This is a genomic window from Sideroxydans lithotrophicus ES-1, assembly GCF_000025705.1.
Lineage (GTDB): Bacteria > Pseudomonadota > Gammaproteobacteria > Burkholderiales > Gallionellaceae > Sideroxyarcus > Sideroxyarcus lithotrophicus.
In genome coordinates this window covers 1,774,011-1,787,483 of record NC_013959.1, presented here as the reverse complement: position 1 = coordinate 1,787,483, position 13,473 = coordinate 1,774,011, and the positions used below count along the sequence as shown (strand labels likewise).

At 59.2% G+C, this 13,473-nt stretch carries 14 protein-coding genes; 9 read left to right on the top strand and 5 right to left on the bottom strand.

Translation table 11 applies throughout. The annotated features are described in order from the left end of the window. Positions 1-24 precede the first annotated feature (24 nt). A complete protein-coding gene (gene dtd, locus SLIT_RS08870) occupies positions 25-468 on the top strand; it encodes a D-aminoacyl-tRNA deacylase (RefSeq protein WP_013029904.1) in 444 nt (147 codons plus the stop codon). A gap of 21 nt (positions 469-489) precedes the next feature. On the opposite strand, the gene SLIT_RS08865 is transcribed toward dtd, so the two are convergent. Further along, the gene (locus SLIT_RS08865) at positions 490-1,404 is read right to left on the bottom strand and encodes a sensor domain-containing diguanylate cyclase (protein ID WP_013029903.1); all 915 of its coding nucleotides are present in this window, start codon (positions 1,402-1,404) and stop codon (positions 490-492) included. Between the two features lie 151 nt (positions 1,405-1,555). Between SLIT_RS08865 and SLIT_RS08860 the strand changes: the two genes are divergently transcribed. From SLIT_RS08860 to SLIT_RS08845, 4 genes are all read left to right on the top strand, one after another. After that, positions 1,556-2,443, top strand: coding sequence for an ROK family protein (locus SLIT_RS08860; RefSeq protein ID WP_013029902.1), 888 nt, complete (start codon positions 1,556-1,558; stop codon positions 2,441-2,443). A 71-nt stretch (positions 2,444-2,514) separates the two neighbouring features. After that, positions 2,515-2,769: a type II toxin-antitoxin system Phd/YefM family antitoxin gene (locus tag SLIT_RS08855; protein ID WP_013029901.1), complete on the top strand. Its 255-nt coding sequence runs from the start codon at positions 2,515-2,517 to the stop codon at positions 2,767-2,769. After that, a complete protein-coding gene (locus SLIT_RS08850; RefSeq protein WP_013029900.1) occupies positions 2,759-3,040 on the top strand; it encodes a type II toxin-antitoxin system RelE family toxin in 282 nt (93 codons plus the stop codon). The genes SLIT_RS08855 and SLIT_RS08850 overlap by 11 nt, the downstream gene beginning before the upstream one ends. A gap of 314 nt (positions 3,041-3,354) precedes the next feature. Further along, positions 3,355-3,684 carry a c-type cytochrome gene (locus SLIT_RS08845; RefSeq protein WP_013029899.1) on the top strand — a complete coding sequence of 110 codons (330 nt, stop codon included), beginning with the start codon at positions 3,355-3,357 and terminating at the stop codon, positions 3,682-3,684. A gap of 189 nt (positions 3,685-3,873) precedes the next feature. Here the strand turns inward: SLIT_RS08845 and SLIT_RS08840 are convergent, their stop codons facing one another. The 4 genes from SLIT_RS08840 to SLIT_RS08825 form a co-directional block, all read right to left on the bottom strand. Then, positions 3,874-4,434 (bottom strand): peroxiredoxin, encoded by a 561-nt coding sequence (locus SLIT_RS08840; protein ID WP_013029898.1) that lies wholly within the window; start codon positions 4,432-4,434, stop codon positions 3,874-3,876. A 125-nt stretch (positions 4,435-4,559) separates the two neighbouring features. Beyond that, the gene (locus SLIT_RS08835; protein ID WP_150102983.1) at positions 4,560-5,291 is read right to left on the bottom strand and encodes a hypothetical protein; all 732 of its coding nucleotides are present in this window, start codon (positions 5,289-5,291) and stop codon (positions 4,560-4,562) included. 190 nt (positions 5,292-5,481) lie between these two features. Further along, on the bottom strand, positions 5,482-5,808 hold the full coding sequence (locus tag SLIT_RS08830; protein WP_013029896.1) for an addiction module antidote protein: 327 nt from the start codon (positions 5,806-5,808) through the stop codon (positions 5,482-5,484). Beyond that, entirely contained in the window at positions 5,805-6,128 is a 324-nt protein-coding gene (locus tag SLIT_RS08825; protein ID WP_013029895.1) for a type II toxin-antitoxin system RelE/ParE family toxin, read from the bottom strand. The genes SLIT_RS08830 and SLIT_RS08825 overlap by 4 nt, the downstream gene beginning before the upstream one ends. 111 nt (positions 6,129-6,239) lie before the next feature. Here SLIT_RS08825 and uvrB point away from each other — a divergent pair, with 111 nt between their 5' ends. From uvrB to SLIT_RS08805, 4 genes are all read left to right on the top strand, one after another. Beyond that, positions 6,240-8,264 (top strand): excinuclease ABC subunit UvrB, encoded by a 2,025-nt coding sequence (gene uvrB / locus SLIT_RS08820; RefSeq protein ID WP_013029894.1) that lies wholly within the window; start codon positions 6,240-6,242, stop codon positions 8,262-8,264. 96 nt (positions 8,265-8,360) lie between these two features. Next, complete coding sequence (locus SLIT_RS08815) at positions 8,361-10,106, top strand: alpha/beta fold hydrolase (protein ID WP_013029893.1); 1,746 nt, start codon at positions 8,361-8,363, stop codon at positions 10,104-10,106. Next, positions 10,099-11,613 carry a metallophosphoesterase gene (locus SLIT_RS08810; RefSeq protein WP_013029892.1) on the top strand — a complete coding sequence of 505 codons (1,515 nt, stop codon included), beginning with the start codon at positions 10,099-10,101 and terminating at the stop codon, positions 11,611-11,613. Before SLIT_RS08815 ends, SLIT_RS08810 begins: the two co-directional genes overlap by 8 nt. Positions 11,614-11,645: 32 nt before the next feature. Further along, the gene (locus SLIT_RS08805) at positions 11,646-13,454 is read left to right on the top strand and encodes a GMC oxidoreductase (RefSeq protein ID WP_013029891.1); all 1,809 of its coding nucleotides are present in this window, start codon (positions 11,646-11,648) and stop codon (positions 13,452-13,454) included. The last annotated feature ends 19 nt before the right edge of the window (positions 13,455-13,473 follow it).

The following is a 13,473-nucleotide window of genomic DNA, read 5'->3' as shown; positions in this document are numbered from 1 at the left end:
CAACCTTGGTACTAGCTGTACAACATGATCGGACTCATACAACGCGTCAGCGAAGCAAGCGTGGCAGTGGACGGCAACATCGTCGGGCAGATCGGGCGCGGCCTGCTGGTGCTGGTCGGCGTCGAGAAGAATGACGACGAGGCAACTGCGAAGCGCCTGCTCGAACGCATCCTCACTTACCGCGTATTCCCGGATGCCGAAGGCAAGATGAACCTGTCGCTCGTCGACATCGGCGGCGAACTGTTGCTGGTACCGCAATTCACGCTGGCCGCCGACACCCACAAAGGCACGCGCCCCAGTTTCTCTTCCGCTGCGCCGCCGGAGCAGGGTAAGGCGCTGTTCGAGCATTTCGTGAACGAAGCGCGCCAGTCCCATCCGGCGGTGGCGACAGGCGTGTTCGGTGCAGACATGAAAGTGGGCCTGATCAACGACGGCCCGGTGACGTTCTGGTTGCAGGTGGGAAAATAGGAATCGAAGGCGTTTCCCGAATCAGGATGTTCCTGCGCAGACTACCCGGTTTCGCCCCTGTTGTTTTGCACGATACAGCGCTTTATCCGCTTCCCGAATCAGGAAGATCTCCGACTGTTCGCCTTCGGGGATGACAGAGGCCACGCCGGCACTGACAGTTATCAGTCGGGTTTTGCGATAACGCATATCGAGCTCATGGACATTTTGCCTGATCGCATCCGCTATCTTTGCGGCATCCTCCAGACACGTGCCTTCCAGCAGCAGACCGAACTCCTCGCCGCCATACCGGACAGCAAGGTCGCCGGGCCGACCCGCCGCCGCCCGAAGGACCTGGCCTACTTTGATCAGACATTCATCCCCGGCAAGATGCCCCAGCTCATCGTTGTAATCCTTGAAGTGGTCGAGATCGAACATCACAAAACTGAGCAGCGAGCGGCTGCGACTGCTGCGCCGCCATGCGTTGTTCAGGAACTGGTTGAAATGGCGCCGGTTGGCCAACCCGGTGAGCGGGTCATGCAGGGAGAGGAATTCGATTCGCTCCTCGGCCAGCTTGCGCTGGGTGATATTGTGGTGGGAGATCACAAAAAGATTTCCTGCATCGCCTTGCAGCGGCGCAGCGCGCATCATGAACCAGCGTTTCTCCGCAGGGCTGTGGCAAGGATATTCGAAGTGGAAAGAAACCCGCTTGCCGGCCAGTACGTCGCGGATGCCTGCGGCGGCCTCGCCGGCAAGACTGTCGCCGCTGGAGCCGGAGATATTGCACACCGCCAGATAGTTGTTGCCCGTGCCGGACGAAGCGGAAGCCAGCCCGTTTTCCAGACCGAAGTTCGTCCAGGCACGATTGACGTAAACGATGACGCCTTCGCGGTCGATCACGGCGATCTGCTCTTCGAGCGAATCGAGCAGCAGCGCATGCAGGGCAGTTAGCTCAAGCAAGGCAACTCCCCCGGCTGCGGGTAAAGGCCTTATTAAGCGGCGGGCAAGACATATTCATGGCCGGCATCCTGCCGTGAAGCGGGCGAGTTGGCAATTCAATCTTTGTCCGTACAATGCGCGACTGGCAGGACTTTTCCACTTTTCCCAAATCATGAGACTAGGCATCGACCTCGGCGGCACCAAGATAGAGATCATCGCGCTCGACGATGCCGGCCGCGAACTGCTGCGCCGCCGCGTGCCCACGCCCAAGGGCGATTACTACGAGACCCTGCAGGCCATCGCCCAACTGGTGCGCGACACCGAAGCGGAACTGGGGCAGCAGGGCTCGCTCGGCATCGGCACACCCGGCGCGCTGTCGCGTGCCACCGGGCGCCTGAAGAACTCCAACTCGGTCGCGCTCAACGGTCAGCCCATCCTGCAAGACCTCGAAGCGCTGCTGCAGCGCAAGGTGCAGATCAGCAACGACGCCAACTGCTTTGCGCTGTCCGAAGCGACGGACGGCGCAGCGGCAGGCGCTGAAGTCGTGTTCGGCGTCATCCTCGGTACCGGCGTCGGTGCAGGCATCGTCGTTAACGGCCAAGTGCTTACCGGCCCCAATGGTATCGCCGGCGAATGGGGGCACAACCCGCTGCCCTGGCCGCAGCCGAACGAACTCCCTGGCCCGCCATGCTATTGCGGCAAACAAGGCTGCATCGAAACCTTCCTGTCCGGGACGGGCATGGCGAAGTTGCATCATCACGAGACAGGCGTAGCACTGTGCGCCGAAGAGATCGTGACGCGGGCAGAGCAGGGCGATGCCGCCTGCGAGCACAGCCTGCAGACTTACGAGAACCGCCTCGCGCGTTCCCTCGCACACATCATCAACATCCTCGACCCGGACGTCATCGTGCTGGGCGGCGGCATGTCCAACATCGAAAGGTTGTATGCGAATGTGCCCAGGATGTGGGGCAACTGGGTGTTCTCGGATCGGGTGGATACCAGGCTGGCGCAGCACCGGTTCGGCGACTCAAGCGGAGTACGCGGGGCGGCGTGGCTGTAGCGGCACGAACCGTTGTCAAGACCTGTTAAGAGTGCTATTGTCGGCGCTGTTAATAGCTTCACGAGGCAATCATGGCACATGCAATTCTGGCATCCACCACGGCCAGCATCTCCGAACTGAAAAAGAACCCGATGGCGACAGTCGCCGCTGGCGACGGTTTCCCTGTCGCCATCCTTAACCGCAACGAACCTACCTTCTACTGCGTTCCGGCCAAGGCCTACGAAGCGCTGATGGATAAGCTGGAAGATGCCGAACTCAATGCACTGGCCGATGCTCGCCTGAAAGATGGAAAACGTCTGGTCAAGGTGAAGCTGGATGAGTTATGAACTGAGCTTCCACCCCGATGCATTGGCGGAATGGAAAAAGCTCGATGGTTCGATACGCGAACTGTTCAAGAAGAAACTTGCAGAACGACTGCACAATCCCCGCATCCCCGCCGCCCGCCTTTCCGGGCAGAAAGACCGCTACAAGATCAAGCAGCGCGACGCAGGCTACCGGCTTGTGTACGAAGTCCGCGACAAAGTGCTGGTGATCGTGGTCGTCGCCGTGGGCAAGCGTGAGCGCAACATGGTGTACAAGGCTGCGGCGAAGCGGTGAGCTATTGAAGTTTCCATAATTGGAGACAACATACGAAACCTTTTGCCTCGTTATTCCTGCGAAGGCCGGAATCCAGCGAGTTTATTCAACATGCTTTTGCCCCGGTTGCGGGAGTTTGTTTTTTTGACTGGATTCCGGCCTTCGCCGGAATGACGGAAGCTCACAGACTTTGTGTAATTGGATTATGGAAAGATAAATAGTGCGCGGCTACTCCTGTTTGGGGAGCAACAGAACCAAATGCGAAGCTGCCTCGTTCAATTCTTGGCTAGAATGCCTCCAGACTCGGTGAACATAAACTCCAGCAAAGGAAGATCATGACCAAGATTTCGATTTCCATCTCAGTCCTCTCATTCCTGGTAATGGTTTCGGTCGCCCATGCCGATCCCCAGAAACTGGCCGAGGAGAAGCAGTGCCTCATCTGCCACTCGGTGGATAACAAGATCGGCAGGGCAACCGGGTTCAGGACGATCGCGCAGAAATACAGTGGCAAGGCCGATGCCGAAGCGAACCTGGTGCACATGATCAAGAAAGGCGGCGTGGGTCACTGGGGTTACATCCCGATGCCGCCGGCCGGGTGGAAGCGCCCGGCCGTGTCCGAGGCCGAGGCAAAGCAACTGGTGGACTGGATACTCGCGCTGCATTGAGCTGACGCTGTCGTCCGCGCTGGCTGTATTCACAACAGACGCCCTGCCCGCAATTCGCATCCAGCGGCGATCTGCAAGCATCTATGCCGAAGGTCGTCGTCTTTCCTTGTCGCTGGACGATATGTCCTGAAGATGCCCGTTCCTGCTTGCATGCAGGGGAGGCAGATTTGCGAAAATGTCCCTCTGCGGTCAGGCCCTGTTCGCCCGCAGCCAGGCCATGACATTGTCCGCATTCTCGTTCGGCGGGAACACCGGATAGAACACTTTGACTATCTTTCCATCTTCGAGGATGAGCGTAAGTCGTTTGATCAGGCGTAACGCGTTGTATTCGAAAGTCGGCAGACGCAAGGCGCTCGTCAATTCAAAAGCGCCATCGCTCAACAACTCGAACGGCAGGTGCAGGCGCTGCATCGCTTCCTTCTGGTCTTCCGATGATTGCGCACTTACGCCATACACCGTGGCTCCCAAGCCGCGCAATTCGGCATGATGATCGCGGAAAGCACAGGTTTGCGGAGTGCATCCTCGCGCCCCCGGAATCTCGTTCCAGCCGATCATTGGCGGCGCGTCCGGCCTGCCGGTCATGGGATAGAAATACGCGACAACGATTCCGCTTTCCGATCCGAGGTCGACTGTGCGGTCGGCAGTGCTTGGCAGAGACAGGGAAGGCATCTGCATGCCTTGCAGATGGGCACATGCACCGTCATCCTGGGGAACGGGCAGATTGTCTGGCAGTACGTGAAGATTTTTCATGTTCAATTTCTTTCCGAAGGTAGGATGCTAACTGAAAGACTATTGCAAACCCGGCCCCATTGATTTGCACAGGTTCAGCCACGCCGAACGAGCGCCGCGAGTAAGGCGTCGGCTGAAACCGCTTGTTAGGGTTTAGTGGCAAAGTCGCTCCCCATTGCTTGTTCCATTGTCTGTTTGAATTTCATCAGCGTATCCACATGAGTCTGGGATCCAAACAGCTTTGCCGCGAAGATGTGCGATAGGAGCCCACGATAGATGTAATTAGCAAGGTCGCGTTGGTACTCGGGAATTCTCGGCAGTACACCGCGAGTGTGGAAGTGTGGTGGATCACCGCCATAGATCTCCATAATGTGCGGTGACGCGCCGTGCACAAAACCAGAATACACTTTACTAACTACCTTCGTCACTTTGACAGCGGTGCTCGGGTCTGGATTTTTTCCTTCAATTCGAGCAAGGTAAGCACGAATCTTTTCGCGCTTAACCATGTCCCGACTTTGGTGAGAGTCGGTCGGATTGTCGAAGTCGCCGAACTCCTCCGCCCAAAAGGCCGCTAAGTATCTTAAGTGCAGTTCGGTGATGGTGTCGTTCGTGATTGCGTAGACGAGGAACAGGATGTCCTCGTTTGCTTCGTCTATGACGCGCTGAAGCATCCCTTGCTCCATCACGTAGCCACTGCTGTTGAGGATTAGCGCGGCACGAAGTGCGCTCTGCACCAAGGCGAGCTTTAAGACGACCGCGTGATAGACATCTTGTGTCTTGAAGCGATAGTTCCATCCATCTCCCTGACGCACGCGTTCCGGCTTAGGCAATGCGGCTGCATAGTCTTGGAACGCTGCATCCATTGCTTCAAGTGCCACCGTGAATAGCCTCTCCATTCCCCAAACCCTAACGTCCGGCATTGGCCGCGCGCGGCTTCAAGCGTGTCGGCTGCATGCCGCTGTTAGGGGTCTTTTTTTCGGGCATGCGCATGCAGCATCCATTCCGCGATGGTACCCATGAGCCGCAGTAGTTTGTGGTCGGCATCGAATATAGTGTCTACATCAAATTTCAAGCATGCGCCTTATCCGGCACCGCCGAAATGCGCAGTCCAACCGCTTTCATGACGGCCATCAATGTTCTCAGCGTCGGGTTGCCGCTGGGCGAGAGGGAACGGTACAGGCTCTCGCGCTGGATACCGGCTTCTTCCGCCACTTTCGCCATGCCGTAGGCTTCCGCGACGGTGCGCAGCGCCAGCAGGGCGGCGGCGCAGGTATCCGGGTCTTCCATTTCTTCCAGCGCGACCTTCACGAATTCGGCGGCGTATTCCGGATCGGCGCGCAGTTCGCGCAACATCGCATCGTGGTTGCTGATGCTGGCTTTATTGAGTTTATTCATTTCGTCCTCCGTTTGAAATCGGCCAGGTACTGGATCGCCCGGTCTATATCTGCATCCTGCTTGCGTTTGTCGCCACCGCACAACAGCAGGACGATGGCCTCGCCGATCTTGGCGTAATACACGCGATAGCCTGCGCCCCAGTCTATGCGCAGTTCCCATACGCTTTCGCGTAGCGGCTTGCAGTCGCCGAAGTTGCCGGTGGCGAGGCGGAAGAAACGCGCTTCGATGCGCACCCGCGCCTGTCTGTCGTTGAGCGATGATAGCCACTCGGTCACGACTTCATGGCCGGATTCGTCGACGTAGCGCAGTACCGTGATCATGGATCGCAGTGTAATCTATAGATCACAAATAGACAATACAGGATCAGGGATAAGAGCAGCGAACAGTATTTTCCGTTTGCCATTAAAATGCCCGATTCCGAGGAACCCAGCATGAAAACCATCACCTTCCCCGACAGCCCCTACCTGCTGCACCTGCCATTCGAGCCGAGCGGCGACCAGCCCACAGCCATCGCACAGCTGGTGGAAGGCATCGAGGACGGCCTGGCGTACCAGACGCTGCTGGGCGTGACCGGTTCCGGCAAGACCTTCACCATGGCCAACGTGATCGCGCGCACCGGGCGGCCGGCCATCCTGATGGCGCCGAACAAGACACTGGCGGCGCAACTGTATTCCGAGATGCGCGATTTCTTTCCCGAGAACGCGGTCGAATATTTTGTTTCCTATTACGACTATTACCAGCCCGAGGCCTATGTGCCGTCGCGCGATGTGTATATCGAAAAGGATTCCAGCATCAACGAGCAGATCGAGCAGATGCGCCTGTCGGCCACCAAATCGATGCTGGAGCGGCAGGACTGCGTGATCGTCGCCACCGTCTCGGCCATCTACGGTATCGGCGACCCGGTGGATTACCACGGCATGATCCTGCACCTGCGCGAGCACGAGAAGATGGCGCAGCGCGATGTGATCCAGCGCCTGGTGGCGATGCAGTACGAGCGCAACGACATCGATTTCAACCGCGGCCACTTCCGCGTGCGCGGCGACGTGATCGACATCTTCCCGGCGGAAAGCAGCGAGAACGCATTGCGCGTGACGCTGTTCGACGACGAGGTGGAATCGCTGTCGCTGTTCGACCCGCTCACCGGCCACATCCAGACGCGCGTGCCGCGCTACACCGTGTATCCCTCCAGCCATTACGTGACGCCGCGCGAGACGACCCTGCACGCCATCGAGACCATCAAGGTGGAGCTGGCCGAGCGCATCGCCTTCTTCGTGAAGGAGAACAAGCTGGTGGAGGCGCAGCGCATCGAGCAGCGCACGCGCCACGACCTGGAGATGCTGGCCGAGATCGGTTTCACCAAGGGCATCGAGAACTATTCGCGCCACCTTTCCGGGCGCGGTCCGAACGAAGCGCCGCCAACGCTGATGGATTACCTGCCGCCGAACGCGCTGATGATCATCGACGAGAGCCACGTCACGATCCCGCAGATCGGCGGCATGTACAAGGGCGACCGCGCGAGAAAAGAAAATCTGGTCAATTACGGCTTCCGCCTGCCGTCCGCACTGGACAACCGTCCGCTGCGCTTCGACGAGTTCGAGAAGATCATGCGCCAAACCATCTTCGTCTCGGCCACGCCTTCCACCTACGAAGCCGAACATACCGGGCAGGTGGTGGAGCAGGTGGTGCGCCCGACCGGACTGATCGACCCGACCATCGACGTGCGTCCGGCCACCAACCAGGTGGACGACCTGATGTCGGAAGTGACCTTGCGTACCAACGTGGGCGAACGCGTGCTGGTCACCACGCTGACCAAGCGCATGGCCGAAGACCTCACCGAATATTTCTCCGAGCACGGCATCAAGGTGCGCTACCTGCACTCGGACATCGAGACGGTGGAGCGTGTGGAGATCATCCGCGACCTGCGCCTCGGCATGTTCGACGTGCTGGTGGGCATCAACCTGTTGCGCGAGGGGCTGGATATTCCCGAGGTGTCGCTTGTCGCGATCCTGGATGCGGACAAGGAGGGCTTCCTGCGTTCAGAGCGCTCGCTGATCCAGACCATAGGCCGCGCCGCGCGCCACCTGCACGGCACGGCCATCCTGTATGCCGACCGCATCACCGACTCGATGCGCAAGGCCATCGACGAGACCGACCGCCGCCGCGCCAAGCAGGTGGCCTACAACGAAGCGCACGGCATCACGCCGCAATCCGTGGTCAAACGCATCAAGGACATCATCGACACCGAGTACGACATGGATGCCGAGCGCAAATCGCTGAAGCTGGCACAGACCGAGGCCAAGTATCTGGCGATGAGCGAGAAGGAAGTATCGAGGGAGATCGCCAAGCTGGAGAAGGAGATGCTGCAGGCTGCCAAGAACCTGGAGTTCGAGAAGGCCGCGCAACTGCGCGACCAGTTGAAGAAATTGCGCGAGAGCGTGTTCCTCTCCCCTCTGTAATCAGGGGAATTCAAGTAATGTGATAGGCTTTAGTCTGGGAGTACCAGTTCACGGTTGTTAGTGCATCAATGATTCCGTCGGAGTTAAAAAAATAACATGACGAATGAGGGTGGCAGCACAAGGATCGAGTTTTCGGAATTGATGCACGGCTATGCCAGCGCGGCGGCGACCACGTTCGCCGATGGCCATGCCGACGGCGAGAAGGCCGGGAATGCACTGGCTATCGATGTTTCAGTGCTCATCCCGGACCTGGAACTCTTTCTGACCGACCCGGCGCATGCGGGCACGCTCGGCGGCAAGATAGATTGTTCCCTGCTTGGCGGGATCTGCCCGGTGCAGTCCGGCGTGTTCCGGCTGCTGCCGGATACGGCAGACCTCGACCGCAAGGTGATGTATTACCAGCTGTACGCCACGACACCGCAACAGCAGCCGATCACCTTTATCGGCGTGAAGCAGGTGCAGCACGATGCGCCATTCGATCTGTGGCGCGACACGACGACGCTCTACGTCAACATCTATCGCGGTCATATCGATCCGGACAAGGCGGCACAAACCGAGATATGGATGACCGGCATCATCGGCCTCGGACTGCAGGATTTCATCCAGGTGCTGGGGCAGTTGCGCGCCACCGCAGCCGACGGCAGCAGCAGCCTGGCAGGGCTTGCGCAATTCGGCAAATATTTTGCCGGCAAGCTGTGGGATGTCTACGGTCCAGCGCTGCCGCCGGCGAGCAATCAACCCAAACGCAAGTATCCGCGCTTCACCAATGAAGGCGTAAGCGGCGCCGAGGTCTCGGTGCATCCGTTCAGCACCGATGATGGCCTGACGTTGCAGCTCACCCGGTTCAGGCGCGCCGACTGCGGCGATGTGGTGTTGATCGTCCACGGGCTGACGACCTCGTCCGACATGTTCATCATGCCGGAGCACAAGAACCTGGTGCAGACCCTGCTCGACCAGGGTTACGGCGATGTGTGGACGCTCGACTTCCGCGGCAGCTGCCGTTTTCCCTACAACCTCGCACGCCATCGCTACACCTTCGACGACATCGCGCTGTTCGATCATCCGGCGGCCATCGCCGAATTGCGCCGGCACATCGGCGGCGACAGGCGTATCCATATCGTGGCGCATTGCGTCGGGGCGCTGACGATGGCAATGAGCCTGTTCGGAAGAACGATACAGGGCATCAGCAGCGCCGTTCTCAATTGCGTGGCGCTGACGCCGAACGTGTCCCCTTGGGCAAGGATGAAACTCGCCGTCGGCCCCTGGGCTTGCGACCATCTGCTCGGCATCGAATACATGAATCCGTCGTGGCGGCGGGAGCGGGGCTGGTCGGCAGGCAAGTTGCTGGCGCTGGGTGCCGACTTGGCGCACAAGGAGTGCGATTCTCCCGAATGCCATATGCTGAGTTTCATGTGGGGGGACGGCCATCCTTCGCTGTTCAATCATGTCAATCTGGCCCCCGAAACGCACGAACGCCTGGGCGACCTGTTTGGCGGGACGGCGGTGAATTACTACCGCCATGTGTTGAAGATGGTGAAGAACGACAACACTGTCGTCAAATACGATGCGGACGATCCGCGCTATGCGGCACTTCCCGACGATTATTTCCGGCATGCTGCGGAAATGACGACGCCCATCCTGCTGACCCAGGGACAGGAGAACCGCGTCTTCACCGATTCCAACATCCTCTGCCATGAGCGTCTGGAACAGATCGTTCCCGGACGCCACCGGTTGCATGTCTTTCCCGGCTACGGGCATCAGGATGTGTTCATGGGCAAGAATGTGCATGAAGACATCTTCCCTGCGATGATCTCTTTCCTGCGCGAGCACAGCCATGGCTGATGTCCAGCCGCCTCCCGGAATTGTCTTCTGGCCTGGCGGCGGGGGTAAGCGGCAGCGTATCGCCGTATTGATCAGCGACATCCATTGCACCGATTGCACCGTCGGCAACCAGACGGCGGACGAGGCGGACTGGGAAGGGTTCTTCGACGAACTGGGCAACCAGTTGGCAAGTACACTCGCCGGGGATGGCGAGGTGTTGTTGATACTCAACGGGGATGTCGTCGATCTGTTGCGGTCCGGGCGTTGGGCTGCAGCTGGTGTATATCCCTGGCAACGCAAACATGAGCGTTTCAGGAAGATCGTGCTGTCCATCATGCGAAAGATCGTTGTGCGGCACGCTCTCGATCCGGCGATACATTCGCGTTCATCCGGGTTCTTCCACTATCTTGGGAAGATGGCTGAGCGGTTGGGGCGCACGCGCGTGACAGTCATTCCCATCGTCGGGAACCATGACAAGGAGTTGCAGGTTTTGCCCGAGGCGCGCGAGATGTATTACCGGCAATGCCTCGGGTTTTCCGCGGACGATTTGAGTGACGGCTACCGCAAATGGGTGGCTGAGCAGATGGGTAGCGATGCGGGCGACATCTGGCCGCTGTTGCCGTTCTATTTTGCCGACCCGGCTTTGCGCCTCTTCGCTACGCACGGCCAATGGCGCGACAGTACCAATTCGCGCTCGACAAGACGCTGGAAGTTCCGCCATGGCTGGCAGCCGCTCCTGTGGCAGCAGGAGCAGTATCGCCCGTTCAGCGATCCTTGTTTCGGCGATACGATAGCCAGCGGGCTGCTTTCCGCCTTTATCTGGAATACCACTCAGGCCATCAAGCGGGACGTCAACCCTTTTGCGGTACATCGTTCCGTGAATGACGGGATCGAGCACATCCAGAACGTGCTGCGCGAGATGGATCTGTACCGCCCGTCTGCGCTGGCAGTCATGCGCTTGTTGGGAGAGGCCAGGAAACTGGATCGTCGCGACGAAGACAACAGGCTGCTTTTTCAGACGGTGATTGATCAGTATCGCAACAGCCTGCAGGCGTGGCTGGCTTATCCGGAAACCACATTGACAGCTCCGCTGCTATTCAAATTTATCTTGCCTGTCATCGCATGTTGCAGACGCCTGCACTGGGCCTTGCTGGATACAGGTTTGATGTGGCTGATGGCATGGGCCTCGGGCAGGGAAGGAAAGACTTCTTACTCCAGGCTTCCGGCATTTCGTGCCGATTACCGGTCTTTTGGGTTCCGCCTGCATGCCGAGGGCCATACTCATTCTGCGATGGAAATCGACCTGCATTACAGCACTCCGCAACAACGGCGCAATTACACTTATGTGAATCTGGGTGCATGGCGCAACCGCATCGTGCGGAAATTCGAAAACAAGGGTTATCGCCGCCGCAGCATCGGACGTGCCCTGATCGTGCAAGGCGGAGTGCATGCAGGTTCAACCGGCGATTCCTACGGTTTCACTTTGCGCGATGTCACCAGTTGGGGAGACCGTCTGGATCAGTGGTAGCCGGATTCGTGAGTGCGTCATCAGGGGGGGTAATGGAACAAAATAGTCCTGGCGGTAATGGCGGAGAATTTACTGAAAAGCTTGAAGCTGTCGTCATCGGCAGCGGTTTCGGCGGCGCCATCAGTTGCTGTCGCCTGGCGCAGAAGTGGGGCACAGGCGTGCTGCTGCTGGAACGCGGCAAGCGCTATCCGATGGGTGCTTTCCCGCGCTCTCCGCATCAGATGGCCGACAATTTCTGGAGCGACCCATCCGACAAGGTGCGCCGCCCCAGGCATATGCGCGGCAAGGGGCTGCGCGGCATGTATGACATCCGCAACTACTCCAGGATGGATGCCGTGGTCTGCGCCGGGCTGGGCGGCGGATCGCTGATCTATGCCAACGTGTTCCTGGAACCGCCCGACGAGGTGTTCGCCGCCAATTGGCCTGCCGGAGTGGATCGGGAATTCCTGCAGCCCTATTACGACGTTGCCAGAACCGTTCTCGGTGCGCGCCCCATTCCGCCCTGGGAAAACGACAAGCGCCGTCACGTCAGCCGCACCGGCTTGTTCCGGGATTTCGCCCGCGAGCAGGGGCGCGAATCGAGGCTTGCCGACATTTGCGTGTTCTTCGGCAACGACTACAACTATAAAGATCCGCACGCTGCACCAGCAGCCATCGGCCTGCAGGAAAAGAACCGCTACGGCGCGACGCAGACCTCTTGCACCTATTGCGGCGAATGCGACGTGGGCTGCAACACGCACTCGAAGAACACCGTGGATCTGAATTATCTGCATGTCGCCGAGCATGTGCACGGGGCGCGCATCCAGACCGAGTCCCTGGTGGAGAAGATCGTTCCGCTGAACGAGCTTGGCGGCGAGGATGCCGCTGCAGATGGCCGGTTCGGCTACCGGGTGCATTACCGTCATCTCGATCAAGGTGCTGCCTGGGTCGACACACAGCGTGTCGTGGTCTCTGCCGGAACATTGGGAACGAACGAGTTGCTGCTGCGCTGCCGCGATGTGCATGGCTCGTTGCCGCGTATCAGCCGGCAACTGGGGCGGCGTTTCTCCGGCAATGGCGATTTCGTTTCCTTCGCCGCCGTGGGGGAGAGGATCGCCGATCCCAATTACGGGCCGGTGATCACCCAGTACACGGATTTCAACCTGCTCAAGGCGCACGATCCGGAGCGGGCCTTCATTCTGGAAGACGCCAGTTATCCGGTCTTCCTGGCCTGGTTCATCGAAGGCATGCAGCCCATGCTGAGCCCGTTGGGAGTGGCGAGAAAGATCTGGCGCGCGATCAAGTGGCTGTGGCGGCGCATCAGGCAAATGCTGTTTGGCGGAAAATGGAGCGGACAGGTCGCCGATCTTTTCCATGAGATGCTCCGGGGCGACCTGTCATATCGCAGCAGCGTGCTTCTGTGCATGGGACTGGACAAGGGCGACGGCGTGCTGTCGTTGAAGGATGGCCATCTGGATATCCAGTGGCCGCAGGCAACCAGCATGCCGCTATACCGAGCCATCGTCGATTGCGGCAGGAAGTTCAAGTCGTTCGTCGGCGCCGCTTTCTTTACGCCGCTGCCGACCTGGAAGTGGCCGTTGCGGAACAACATCACGGTCCATCCTCTGGGCGGTTGCGCCATGGCGCACGATGCGGAACATGGGGTGGTCAGCGCGGGGAGCGACCGCGGCCAGGTTTTCGGCTACCAGGGACTGTATGTTGCGGACGGTTCGCTCATGCCCGGGGCGCTTGGTGCCAACCCGGCTGCCACCATTTCCGCAGTTTCCGAGTGGATTGCCGAGGGGATTACAGGTACAGTCCCGAGTGGCGACCTTGGCGCGCATGTTCCCCGTCAAGGATAAAAGGCGCAGAACAATGTTT